The organism is Nocardiopsis sp. NPDC006198 (assembly GCF_040613895.1).
Taxonomy (GTDB): Bacteria; Actinomycetota; Actinomycetes; order Streptosporangiales; family Streptosporangiaceae; genus Nocardiopsis; species Nocardiopsis tropica.
The window spans coordinates 1-12941 of record NZ_JBEXSY010000077.1 but is presented as its reverse complement, the minus strand read 5'-3'; the positions used below and the strand labels follow the sequence as shown (position 1 = coordinate 12941).

At 72.1% G+C, this 12941-nt stretch carries 8 protein-coding genes; 2 read left to right on the top strand and 6 right to left on the bottom strand.

All coding sequences use genetic code 11. The features are described 5' to 3' along the window. Positions 1–23: 23 nt before the first annotated feature. Positions 24–248 (bottom strand): hypothetical protein, encoded by a 225-nt coding sequence (locus tag ABZ234_RS30230; protein WP_267948676.1) that lies wholly within the window; start codon positions 246–248, stop codon positions 24–26. Between the two features lie 471 nt (positions 249–719). Between ABZ234_RS30230 and ABZ234_RS30225 the strand changes: the two genes are divergently transcribed. After that, entirely contained in the window at positions 720–2825 is a 2106-nt protein-coding gene (locus ABZ234_RS30225) for a DNA topoisomerase IV subunit B (protein ID WP_355014281.1), read from the top strand. A 68-nt stretch (positions 2826–2893) separates the two neighbouring features. On the opposite strand, the gene ABZ234_RS30220 is transcribed toward ABZ234_RS30225, so the two are convergent. The 5 genes from ABZ234_RS30220 to ABZ234_RS30200 form a co-directional block, all read right to left on the bottom strand. Next, positions 2894–4036, bottom strand: a complete 1143-nt coding sequence (locus ABZ234_RS30220) for a PLP-dependent cysteine synthase family protein (protein ID WP_352983508.1) — start codon at positions 4034–4036, stop codon at positions 2894–2896. Positions 4037–4235: 199 nt separating this feature from the next. Continuing rightward, positions 4236–4562: a tetratricopeptide repeat protein gene (locus ABZ234_RS30215; protein WP_267948679.1), complete on the bottom strand. Its 327-nt coding sequence runs from the start codon at positions 4560–4562 to the stop codon at positions 4236–4238. 223 nt (positions 4563–4785) lie between these two features. Next, positions 4786–5316 carry a carbonic anhydrase gene (locus ABZ234_RS30210; RefSeq protein WP_267948680.1) on the bottom strand — a complete coding sequence of 177 codons (531 nt, stop codon included), beginning with the start codon at positions 5314–5316 and terminating at the stop codon, positions 4786–4788. An 82-nt stretch (positions 5317–5398) separates the two neighbouring features. Beyond that, positions 5399–7879 carry a DNA topoisomerase IV subunit A gene (locus tag ABZ234_RS30205; RefSeq protein ID WP_355014280.1) on the bottom strand — a complete coding sequence of 827 codons (2481 nt, stop codon included), beginning with the start codon at positions 7877–7879 and terminating at the stop codon, positions 5399–5401. Between the two features lie 160 nt (positions 7880–8039). Next, on the bottom strand, positions 8040–10391 hold the full coding sequence (locus tag ABZ234_RS30200; protein ID WP_355014279.1) for a glycosyl hydrolase: 2352 nt from the start codon (positions 10389–10391) through the stop codon (positions 8040–8042). Positions 10392–10686: 295 nt separating this feature from the next. On the opposite strand from ABZ234_RS30200, the gene ABZ234_RS30195 reads away from it, so the two are divergent. After that, on the top strand, positions 10687–12852 hold the full coding sequence (locus tag ABZ234_RS30195; RefSeq protein ID WP_355014278.1) for a RecQ family ATP-dependent DNA helicase: 2166 nt from the start codon (positions 10687–10689) through the stop codon (positions 12850–12852). The last annotated feature ends 89 nt before the right edge of the window (positions 12853–12941 follow it).

Genomic DNA, 12941 nt, shown 5'->3' with positions numbered 1-12941 from the left:
CGTCTTCTCTTGTGCTCGTGTGGCTAACGCTCGTCCGCGGAGTTCTTGCTCTCGGTGAGCTTGTCGGTCTCGTCCTGGATGTCCGAAGCGATCTTTCGGAGAGAGTCGTCGTGCTTGCGCATGTGGTGTGCGCAGAACAGGAGTTCGCCGCCGGAGTTCAGCAGCACCCGGACGTAAGCCTGTGCACCACAGCGGTCGCAACGGTCAGCAGCCGTCAGCGGCTGGGTGGGGGCAAGGGTTCCAGTCACTTCGCCATCCTCAATACTCGGCGTTAGTCACCTCTGACAACATCTAACCCGACCCAGACGTTCCCAACCAGCCGCCGTGTACGCCGACAGCGGAATCTGCCTGGTTGGTGCCTGGAAGGAACGCTTTGGGACCTTTCTCGTCGGTCGTCTGCTCTCGGTCTCGTTCTACCCCGGGGAGGGCCCTGCATCCCCGGAAAAGGGGAGTATCCAGGTCGCATCCACCAGAGGTGGTAGTCTCGCGCGGGGCGGGACCCGTGCTCCCTTCGCCCCTGTACCAGCGGAACACGCTCGTGCGCTCCCGGCGACGACGCCGGACGGCGCCCCGGCGGCGCGCGCCCGCCCAGCCCGCCACGTGCGACGGAAAGCGACCGGCGCGCCGCGGCCAGGCCCCCCTTTCGTCGGTGCGGCGCGGTACAAAGGGCACGCACCGCATCAGACCCCGATGGCCCTCGAAACGCAGGAGATGTCCGAGTGACCGCCTTGACCGCAGCCGTCCACGACCCGGGGGACTACTCAGCCCGGCACCTGTCGGTCCTCGAGGGTCTGGAGGCGGTGCGCAAACGCCCGGGCATGTACATCGGGTCCACCGACAGCCGCGGCCTCACCCACTGCATGTGGGAGATCATCGACAACTCCGTGGACGAGGCCCTGGGTGACTTCTGCGGCCGGATCGACGTCACACTCCACGCCGACGGCTCGGTGGCGGTGAGCGACGACGGGCGCGGCATCCCGGTCGACCTCGAGCCCAAGTCCGGGCTCTCCGGCGTGGAGCTGGTCATGACCAAGCTCCACGCGGGCGGCAAGTTCGGCTCCGGCTCCTACACCGCCTCCGGCGGTCTGCACGGCGTCGGCGCCTCGGTCGTCAACGCCCTCTCCGCCCGGGTCGACGTGGAGGTGGACCGCCAGGGCCGCACCCACGCGATGAGCTTCCGCCGGGGCATCCCCGGCCGCTTCGCGGGCCCCGGGCCCGACGCCGAGTTCACCCCCTCGTCCGGCCTGGACCAGATCCGCAAGGTCGCCCAGAGGACCACCGGCACCCGCATCCGGTTCTGGCCGGACATGCAGATCTTCCTCAAGGACGCGGAGATCGCCCGCGAGAACCTGCTGGATCGGGCCCGCCAGACCGCCTTCCTCGTCCCGGGGCTGACCATCTCGGTGCGCGACGAGCGCGCGGAGGGGGAGCCCGCCCACGAGGAGGAGTTCCGCTTCGACGGCGGCATCGGCGAGTTCTGCACCTTCCTGGCGCCGGACGACCCGATCAGCGACGTCCTGCGCATCCAGGGCAGCGGGAGCTTCACCGAGACCGTCCCCGTCCTGGACGACGCCGGCCACATGGTGCCCGCCGACGTCGAGCGCCGCCTCGACGTCGACGTCGCCCTGCGCTGGGGCACCGGCTACGACACCACCGTGCGCTCCTTCGTCAACGTGATCGCCACCCCCAAGGGCGGAACCCACATCAACGGCTTCGAGCGCGCCCTGGTGCGGGTCGTCAACGACCAGCTGCGCGCCACCAAGCTGCTCCGGAACAGCGACGACCCCGTCACCAAGGACGACACGCAGGAGGGGCTCACCGCGGTCGTCACCGTCCGCCTGCCCGAACCGCAGTTCGAGGGCCAGACCAAGGAGATCCTCGGCACCTCCGCCGCGACCCGCATCGTTTCCCAGGTGGTCGGCAAGGAGCTCCGCGAGTTCCTCACCTCCACCAAGAAGCTGGAGAAGGCCAAGGCCCGCACCGTGCTGGAGAAGGTCGTGGGCGCCGCCAAGGCGCGCCTGGCCGCCCGCCAGCAGAGGGAGACCCAGCGGCGCAAGAACGCCCTGGAGAACTCGGCGCTGCCCGCCAAGCTGGTGGACTGCCGCAGCGAGGGGCTGGAGCACAGCGAGCTGTTCATCGTCGAGGGGGACTCCGCGCTGGGCACCGCCAAGCTCGCGCGCAACTCGGAGTTCCAGGCGCTGCTGCCGATCCGGGGCAAGATCCTCAACGTGCAGAAGTCGTCGGTCACCGACATGCTCAAGAACGCCGAGTGCGCCGCGATCCTGCAGGTCATCGGGGCGGGGTCGGGCCGGACCTTCGACATCGACGCCGCCCGCTACGGCCGGATGATCCTCATGGCCGACGCGGACGTGGACGGCGCGCACATCCGCTGCCTGCTGCTCACGCTCATCTACCGCTACATGCGGCCGATGCTGGAGGCCGGCCGGGTGTTCGCGGCGGTGCCGCCGCTGCACCGCATCGAGCTGACCAACGTCCGGCGCAAGCGGGGCGCCAAGCCCGAGGACCGCTACATCTACACCTACTCCGACGCCGAGCTCCAGCGCACGCTGCTGGACCTGGAGAAGCGCAAGATCGGCTGGAAGGAGCCGGTGCAGCGGTACAAGGGCCTGGGCGAGATGGACGCCGACCAACTGGCGGAGACCACCATGGACCCGCGCCACCGGACCCTGCGCCGGATCCGGGTCGAGCAGGCCGAGGAGGCCGCGGCCGTGTTCAACCTGCTGATGGGCAACGAGGTGGCACCGCGCCGCAAGTTCATCCAGCAGGGCGCCCAGGAGCTGGACATCGCCCGCGTCGACATCTGACCGGGACGGGGGCCGGAGAGGCCCTCGCGCGAAGGGCCCGCACCCCGGTGCGGGCCCTTCGCGCGTCCTCAGGGGGCGGCGGGGGGCTCCCACACGCCGTCCCCGAGGAACCGGTCGATGGAGGCCCGGTAGGGGGCGGGGTCCAGGCCCTTCTGCGCCACCCAGCCGTCGTCGTAGTAGCTGTGCTGGTAGCGTTCGCCGCCGTCGCAGATCAGGGTGACCACGCTGCCCCTGCGGCCCTCACGGAGCATCCTGGCGACGAGGTGCCACACCCCCCACAGGCTGGTGCCCGTCGAGCCGCCGGCGGACAGGCCGGTGTGGTCGTACAGGTGCCGCATCGCGGCGATGCTCGCCGCGTCGGGCACGGGGATCATGAGGTCGATCACGGAGGGGACGAAGCTCGGCTCCATCCGGGGGCGGCCGATGCCCTCGATCCTGGAGGGCATCCCCGTGGCGTAGTCCGGGGCGCCGGTGACCCAGCCGGGGAAGAACGCCGAGTTCTCCGGGTCCACGACGGCCAGCCGGGTGTCCATCCGCCGGTACCGCAGGTACCGCCCGATGGTCGCGGACGTGCCCCCGGTGCCCGCCCCCACCACGATCCAGTCGGGACAGGGGTAGCGCTCCATGCCGAGCTGCTCGAAGATCGACTCGGCGATGTTGTTGTTCCCGCGCCAGTCGGTGGCCCGCTCGGCGTAGGTGAACTGGTCCATGTAGTGGCCGCCGCTCTCCGCCGCGAGCCGCTCCGCCTCGGTGTACATCGCGGGCGGGCTGTCCACGAAGTGGCACCGGCCGCCGTACCGCTCGATGAGGGCGATCTTCTCCGGGCTGGTCCTGCGCGGGATGACCGTGATGAAGTCCAGCCCGATCAGCTGCGCGAAGTAGGCCTCCGAGACCGCGGTGGACCCCGAGCTGGCCTCCACGATCGTGGTGCCCTCGCGGATCCACCCGTTGGCGAGCCCGTACAGGAACAGCGAACGCGCCAGCCGGTGCTTGAGGCTGCCGGTGGGGTGCACCGACTCGTCCTTCAGGTACAGGTCGATGCCCCATTCCGGGGGCAGGGGGAACACGTGCAGGTGGGTGTCGGCCGAACGGTTCGCGTCCGCCACGACCTTGCGGACCGCCTCGTCGACCCAGGCGCGGGTACCGTCGTCGCTGCGGTCCACCCACGGGGCGGCGTCGTCCGGTTCCGGACCGGTTGGTGAGGATGCCATGGTCAGCAGGGTAGTCCTCCCGGGGCCCCGGCCCCTCCGCGCCTAGGGGGGCCGGGAGCGCGCCGGGCGGGGGCGCCGGTCCCCGCAGGCGCCCCGGCACACGGGAGGCCGGGCCCCTCGGGCCCGGCCCCGGTTCGCGGGGGCGCGGCCGCCCGGCCGGCGGCCCCGGTGCGGGGGAGGGCGCGCCGGGCGGCGCCCCTCAGTCCAGCGATCCCCCGGACATCACCGAGTACATGCGCCGGTAGGTGGCCGCCTCGTCGTGGCGGCTCTGGCGCTCCAGCGTGCGGGCGAGCGCGATGTGCGCCCAGTTGTCCACCGGGTCCAGCTCGATGATCCTGCGGAAGGTCCTCTCGGCCTTGTTGAGCTGAGCGGAGTGGAAGTAGGCGCGTCCGAGCAGCTCCAGCAGCGACCTGCTGTCGGGATCGTGCTCGACGATCGGTTCGAGGGTGCGGGCCGCGTAGATCGGGTCGCCCAGTTCCATGAACATGCGGGCGCGGTTGTAGGTCTCGTAGGTGCTCTCTTCCACGGTGCTCCTTCCGACGGCGCGAACCGTCCCGGATCACAACGGCCAGGGGTCCGGCCGCATTCCCTGGTGTGGCGTGTGGGGTGGAGGCGCTTTGTGAGGTCTGGTGTGACCCACTGGCGCCACCACCCCCATCAGAGAGATCCCCGCACACGGGGCCCGCACACGCGGTCCGCCCTCCGGGCCGGGGCCCCGGGAGGCGCGGACGGCGCTCCGCGCCGCGTCGTCAGAGGTCCGTGGGGGAGATCCGCCCGGTGTCCACGTCGTAGATCGCACCCGCGACGGGCAGGCCGGCGGGGAGCAGCGGGTGGTGGCGGATGCGCTCCAGGTCGTGCCCCAGCGCGCCCAGCTGGTCGCTGTTCGTGTGGAACTCCAGGCTCCGCGTGTCGACCCCGTACTCCTGCTGGATGAGGTCGTGGACGGCGTCGTCGCCGGGCACCGAAGCCATCTTGCAGCGGGTGTGCGGAAGGACCAGCACCCGCTCGACCCCGAGCAGGTACACCGCCAGCACCAGGGTGCGCAGCGTGTCGTCGGTCACCCGGGCGCCCGCGTTGCGCAGGATCTTGGCGTCGCCCGGCTCCAGGCCGAGCATGTCCAGGGGCTCGATTCTGGAGTCCATGCAGGTCACCAGGGCGAGGCCGCGCCCCGCGACCGGTTTGAGCCCGGCCAGCGAGAAGTCGGCCGCGTAGCCCGCGTTGGCCGCGAACACGTCGTCGAAGGCGCCTGCGGAGGGGACGGCACCGTTGTTGTCACCCACGTGGAGTCACTCCCTTGTCCTTGGTCACAGCTGTGCCGTGCACACCGGAGCACTCCGGTGTGCACGGCACGGGATGGAGGGGTCAGGCGCCGGAACCGGTGATCCCGGAGTCGGTCTGACCGCTACCAACAGTAACGATCGCCCTCGGGAGGGCGTCACCCGACCCGTCCCGACGGTCGCTGGTGTCGGGAAGCCGGACGGGCTTGCCGTCCGCCCGCGAGGCGCGGGCCGGGGCCCGGCCGATCCAGCCGAACAGCAGGGTGTCCTCGCCCTTCAGGTAGCGGTGGCACCGCACGCCGCCCGTGGCGCGGCCCTTCGTCGGGTACGTCTCGAACGGCGTCACCTTGGCCGAACCGGCCTGTGTGCCATCCAGCGCGCTGGAGGAACCGGAGACGGTGACCACCACCGAGTCCTCCGGGCTCGGGACGGCGCCGAACCAGAGCACGCGGGCCTCCTCCGACAGGCGCACGCCCGCCACGCCCCCCGCCGGCCTGCCCTGCGGGCGCACGGTGCTCGCGGAGAAGCGCAGCAGCTGGGCCTCCGAGGTGATGAAGGCGAGGTCCTCCTCGCCCGAGGAGAGCTGCGTGACGCCGATGACGCGGTCGTCGTCCTTGAGCGCGATGACCTCGAAGTCGTCCTTGTTGGGCGGGTAGTCCGGGGCGACGCGCTTGACCACGCCGCCGACCGTGCCCACGGCGAAGCCGGGGCCCGAAGTATCCATGGCCACCACCGACACGACGCGCTCGCCCTCCTCGAGCTGGACGAACTCCCCGACGTCCAGGCCCGAGGCCAGGGGCGGGCGCTCGTCGTCGCGGTCCGGCAGCTCGGGCAGCTCCACCACCGGGACGCGGATCATCCGGCCGAGGTCGGTGACCAGGCCGACGTCCGAGCGCGAGGTGGTGGGCACCGACACGTGGATCGCGTCGTGCCGGGTGCGCAGCCCCTCGTAGACGCGCGGCACCGCGGCGCCCTTGCTGCGGCCGATGGCGCCGTCGACGCCGAACAGCACGTGGCAGGGCTGGTCGGCCATCTCCAGCGGGACGACCGCGCTGCGGGCGGCCCCGTCGCTCTCCCGCAGCTGGGTGCGGCGCGGGGTGGCGAACTCCTTGGAGACGTCGGCGAGCTCCTTGGAGACCACGCGGCGCAGCTTCTTGTCCGACTCCAGGATCGCGGTGAGGGAGTCGATCTCCTGGTTGAGCTTCTCCCGCTCGGTCTCCAGCTCCAGTCTGTCGAACCGGGTCAGGCGGCGCAGCGGGGTGTCCAGGATGTAGCGGGCCTGGGTGTCGGACAGGCCGTAGGCGCCCATCAGGGACTCGCGGGCCGCCGCCGTGTCGTCGGCCTCGCGGATGAGGGCGATGACGCGGTCGATGTCCAGCAGGGCCGTGACCAGGCCGTCCACCAGGTGCAGGCGCTCCTGCCGCTTCGTGCGGCGGAACTCGCTGCGGCGGCGGACGACCTCCAGGCGGTGGTTGACGTACACCTCGAGGAGTTCGCGCAGGCCCAGGGTCTGGGGCTGGCCTTCCACGAGGGCGACGTTGTTGATGCCGAAGGACTCCTCCATCGGCGTGAGCCGGTAGAGCTCCTCCAGCACGGCCTCGGGGTTGAAGCCGTTCTTGAGCTCGATGACCAGGCGCAGGCCCTGGGTGCGGTCGGTGAGGTCCTTCAGGTCCGAGATGCCCTGGAGCTTCTTGGACTGCACCAGCTCCTTGATGCGGCTGACGACCTTCTCGGGGCCCACGTTGTAGGGGAGGGCCGTCACGACCAGGCCGGTACGGCGGGCGGAGACCTTCTCGATGGCGACGGTGGCGCGCGTCTTGAAGGTGCCCCGGCCGCTGCGGTAGGCGTCGCGGATGCCGTCCAGTCCGACGATGGTGCCGCCCGTGGGCAGGTCCGGGCCGGGCACGAACTCGGTGAGCTCCTCCAGGGTCGCTTCGGGGTGGGAGATCAGGTGGCGTGCGGCGGCGATGACCTCGCCCAGGTTGTGGGGGGCCATGTTGGTGGCCATGCCCACGGCGATGCCGGACGCCCCGTTGACCAGCAGGTTGGGGAAGGCGGCGGGGAGGACCTCGGGTTCGGTCTCCTGGCCGTCGTAGTTGGGCTTGAAGTCGACGACGTTCTCGTCGATGGACGAGACCAGCAGCTCGGCGGCGCGGTCCAGACGGGCCTCGGTGTAGCGCATGGCGGCGGGGGCGTCGTCGCCGCCCAGCGAACCGAAGTTGCCGTGGCCGTCGACCAGGGGCACGCGCATGGCGAAGGACTGGCTGAGGCGGACGAGGGCGTCGTAGATGGCGCTGTCACCGTGGGGGTGGAGCCGTCCCATCACGTCCCCGACCACACGGGCGCACTTGACGTGCCCGCGGTCGTGGCGGAGCCCCATCTCGTTCATCTGGTAGAGGATGCGCCGCTGAACCGGCTTCATGCCGTCGCGGGCGTCGGGGAGCGCGCGTTGGTAGATGACCGAGTACGCGTACTCCAGGAAGCTGCCTCGCATCTCCTCGGAGACGTCGATGTCGATGATCTTCTCGGCGAGATCCTCGGGGGGACGGGAAGTAGTACGGGCCATGTCCGTAATTCTGGCCTGTGCCGGAGACTGAAACGTACGCGGACGCGTGGTTGGACGTGTGTGAGTCGCACGACTGAGGGGTTTTGACCCCTTGCGACGTGGTTTTCGCCCCGGATGCGCGGAGGGGGCGAAAACCACGTCGCGTGACCGGGATGCCCGGTCAGCCGCGGGTCACGGCCTGTTCGCCGGCGGGGACCTCGAGCGAGGCCCCGTCGGAGAAGGTGACGGTCACCGGGGACGGGCCCGGGTTGAAGGCGGTGTAGGTGCGGGTCCCGCCGTCGTCGAACACCGCGTAGTGGGCGGTGTCGGCGGTGACGGAGGCGTCGACGGTTCCGACCTCGGCGAGGGTGGAGACCCACTGGTAGGTGTGCGGCTTGGAGCTGCCCGCCTCGGGCTCGTAGCTCTGCCACTGCTCCTCGAACATGCGCAGGGCGTCGTCGCCGTCGGAGAGGGCCCGGTGCGCCCAGTGGATGTCCCTCCAGATCTCCGGCTCGCGCCCCAGCCTGTCCACGAGCGACCGGTAGACGGTCCCGGCGTGGTCGGGGTCGTGGCCGAGGTAGAGCGACCCGGCGGTGATGGGCAGGTAGTTGATGCCGTAGTGCTCCTCGTCCCCGCCGTCCCACCAGATGCGGTAGTCGCCGCCGTCGCCCCACACCATGCCGACGACGTCGTGCCCGAAGTCCTCGGGGAACGTGCCGCCGTCCCCGTTCTGCCAGTAGCGGGAGACGGTGGAGGCCTGCGTGGTGTGCAGGTACACGCCGAGGTCGCGGATCTCCTCGTCGCCGGTCAGGGAGCCGAACAGGGTGGTGGCGGCGGCGAAGTGCATGCCCTCGGAGGAGGACTCCTGGTTGTTGCCCGCGGCGAAGCCGGCGTGCCCGGACGCCCATCCGTGCCCCGCGTAGGGCGAGAAGGAGCGCAGGCGCGGGAACATCGGGTCGTCGGGGTCGGTGGCGGCCACGTCGCGGATCAGGAGGCGGACCATGCCGCCCCAGGCGTCCTCGGCCGCCCACGCGCGGTCGTAGCGGGCGACGACGGCGGCGGCCGAGACGATGTAGCCGTAGTGGAAGTCGTGGTCGTTGAGCTCCTGGGCGGCTCCGAAGCTGTCGGGGTAGCCGAGCATGGTCCCCCACTCGGCGTCGTAGTGGAACTGGCGGGCGCCCCCGGCCGTCAGCCAGTCCTCCAGACGGCTCCTGACCAGGTCGAGGAGCTCGTCACGGGCCTCGGTGTGGCCGATGGAGTCGGCGATGGGGACGAGCTGGGCGAGGCGGCCCATGGCCTTGCCGTCCCAGTAGGTGTCGCCGGGCTCGGGGAACGGCTCGCCGTCGGCGAGGACCTCGTCGATGAGCTGCCGCATCCGGTCGCGGTCGGCGCCCTCGGCCGTGGGCAGGCCGGGCAGCACGCCGTTGGTGGTCAGCTCCGTCGTGAAGCTCCCGCCCTCGGCGACGCGCATCTCGCCGCGCGGGGACGTGTAGGACAGGCCGGTCACGTCGGTGACGGCGTTGTCCCACTGGTGGGGGTAGAGCGCCATGAGGGTGCCGGTGCGGTCGCCCTCGACCGCCTCGGTCTCCACCCGGTAGGTGCTGGTCAGGGTGGCCCCGGCCTCGTCGTAGTCGTAGTCGACCACGGAGCCGGTGACGACGGAGTGGGCGTAGGGGGCGAAGGCGTCCAGGTCCCCGGGGGAGGGGAGGACGGCGACGGAGTAGTGGCCGCCGTCGCCGGTGGCGGCGGTGAAGGTGTCGCCCGACCGGGTCCAGGGGGAACCCGACGGAGCGAACAGCGCGTAGTGGCGGCCGCCGACGCTCGCGCCGACGACGGAGCCGTCCTCGTGCCAGACGTCGGGTGCGCTCCGGAAGCTCACCTCGGCGTCGCCGCCGCTGGTCTCGGCGTAGGCGAAGGGCAGGCCCTGCCCGATGGTGACGCGGAGGGTGGGGCCGCCGCCCGCCCACTCGGCGGTGACCGTCCAGTCGCCGCTGTCGGCGACCCGGGTGTCGGGGGAGTCGAGGCCGACCGCGCCCAGGGACAGGTCGGGGACGTGGGGGAACTCGTACTTGAGGCCGTCGGCCACGAGCCGGGGGGTGTCGGGGTAGCCCATCTCCAGGCCGCCCTCGTGGGGGTGGTAGCTGGCGGGGTGGGCGAAGAGGTTCTCGCCGTGGGGGTTCTCCGGATAGCGCTGGAAGATGAGGGACGACCACCACTCGTTGGTGGGGGCCGCGCCCTCGTAGTCGTCGGTGACCTTGGGGGAGGCCGGGGCGCCGCTGAGGTCGGAGGGGCCGGAGGCCCCGGCCGGGAGGGTGTCGGTGTAGCTGCCGGATCCCACGGGGACGGCCGCGGCGCCCGGGGCCGCCGCGGTGGTCGCGGGGACGGGCCCGTTGAGCGCCGGGAGGGCGGCGCCGGTGAGGAGGAGGGCGGCGCCGGCCGCCAGGAGCGCGGGCCGGGCGGGCCCTCCCCGTCGTCGGGCCGGGGCCTCGGGGGAGGCGTGTCGGGGGCCGGTACGGCCCCGTGGTCGATGCATGTCCGTGTCCTTCCGCCGTGCGTGTCGCGAGGAGTCGGGAGCGCTCCCAGACGCGAGCGCCCCAGACGTGAGCCCTGGCGTCGAGTGTTCAGATACCGGTTCGGGAGTGCAATGCCGGGAAGACGGATAGTTTCCGTTTCGTTACTCGTCGTGTTCTGCGGCTCTCCCCGGGCGCGGTTCCCCTCGGGACCGGGTGCGGCGGGGCGTCCCGGCGCCGCGCCGGAGCGGAGGTCCTCGCGCGTTCGTCCTGTGGACGACCCCTCCGATGTCCTCCGGCTCTGGTACCAAGGAGGACATGGCCACACCCACCGCTGACACCACCGTCCCCGCCGACGCCTCCGGCGGCGCGCTCCGCGAGCAGGCCGAGGCGCACCTCCGGGCCCTGGCCGGGGACTCCGCACGGCTGCGCGAGGACCAGTGGGCCGCCATCCGCGCCCTGGTCGCCGAACACCGCAGGGCACTCGTCGTCCAGCGCACCGGCTGGGGCAAGTCGGCGGTGTACTTCGTCGCCACCGCCCTGCGCCGGGCGGAGGGCGCGGGCCCGACCGTCATCGTCTCGCCGCTCCTGGCCCTGATGCGCAACCAGATCTCGGCCGCGGAACGGGCCGGCATCCGGGCCCGGACCATCAACAGCTCCAACACCACCGCGTGGGAGGCGACCTACGCCGACGTCGCCGCGGGCGAGGTCGACGTCCTGCTGGTCAGCCCCGAGCGGCTCAACAACCCGGAGTTCCGCGACCGGGTCCTGCCGGAGCTCGCCGCGGGCGCGGGCCTGGTCGTCATCGACGAGGCCCACTGCGTCTCCGACTGGGGCCACGACTTCCGCCCCGACTACCGGCGCATCCGGTCCCTGCTGCACGACCTGCCGGACGGGGTGCCCGTCCTGGCCACCACGGCCACGGCGAACGAGCGGGTCACCCGCGACGTCGCCGAGCAGCTCCAGGCGGGCGGCGAGCGCCAGGACACCCTGGTGCTGCGCGGCTCGCTGGAGAGGGAGAGCCTGCGGCTGGCCGTGGCGCGGCTGCCCGACCCCACGGCCAGGCTCAGCTGGCTCGCGGAGCACCTCCCCAAGATCCACGGATCGGGGATCGTGTACACGCTGACCGTCAGCGCCGCCCAGGAGACCGCCCGCTTCCTCCGCGAGCAGGGGCTGGAGGTGCGCGCCTACACCGGGCAGACCGACCCCGACGAGCGCCGGGAGGCCGAGGACGACCTCCTCGCCAACCGGGTCAAGGCGCTGGTGGCCACCAGCGCGCTCGGCATGGGCTTCGACAAGCCCGACCTGGGGTTCGTCGTGCACCTCGGTGCGCCGCAGTCCCCGATCTCCTACTACCAGCAGGTCGGCCGCGCCGGACGCGGCGTGGAGCGCGCCGAGGTGGTCCTGCTGCCCGGCCGCGAGGACACCCAGATCTGGGAGTACTTCGCGGGGCTGTCGTTCCCGCCGGAGCAGACCGTGCGCCAGACCCTGGACGTGCTCGCGGCGGAGGGCCGGCCCCTGTCCGTGGCCGCGCTGGAGACCCGGGTGGACCTGCGCCGCACCCGGCTGGAGCAGATGCTGAAGGTGCTGGACGTGGACGGCGCGGTCCGCCGGGTCCGCGGCGGGTGGGAGGCCACCGGCCGGCCGTGGAGCTACGACGCGGAGCGGTACGCGGCCGTCACCGAGGCGCGTGAGCGGGAGCAGCGCGCCATGCTCGACTACATCGACCTCGACACCTGCCGCATGGAGTTCCTGCGCCGCCAGCTGGACGACCCCGAGAGCGTCGCCTGCGGGCGCTGCGACGTGTGCACCGGCGAGTACTGGAACACCGACGTGGACCCCGGGCGCCGCGAGGCCGCGGCGGAGCACCTCGACCGGCCGGGCACGCCCATCGCCCCGAGGCGGCAGTGGCCGTCCGGCATGGACACCCTGGGCGTGGGGCTGACCGGGAAGATCAAGGACGACCTCCGCGCGGGCGAGGGGCGGGCCCTGGGCCGCCTCACCGACATCGGGTGGGGCAACGAGCTGAGGCGCGTGCTCGCGGACGACGCGCCGGACGCCCCGGTGGACGAGCGGATGCTCCAGGGCGTCGTACGGGTCCTCGCCACGTGGGGCTGGGAGCGCCGGCCGGTCGGCGTCGTCGTGATGCCGTCCCGCACACGGCCCGCCCTGATCAACGACCTCGCCTCCCGCCTGTCCCGGCTGGGGAGGCTGACCCCGATCGGGGCGCTGGAGTACGGAGGGGCCGTGGAGCAGAGGAAGCACAACAGCGCCATGCGCCTGGCCCAGGTGTACGCGTCCCTGCGCGTCGGCGACGAGCTGCGCGAGCGGCTGGCGGCGGTCCAGGCCGAGACGCCCGGACCGGTCCTGCTGGTGGACGACTACACCGACACCGGCTGGAGCCTGACCGTGGGCGCCGCCCTGCTCAGGAGCGCGGGCGCCCCCGAGGTGCTGCCGCTGACCCTGGCCACCACCGGGGGCTGAGCGCCGCCGCGGGGTGCGGGCCCGCCGCCCTTCCCTCCCGGGGGCGTCGCGATCCCGGCATAACACGTGGTCAGGGCCCGTGTTCGGTC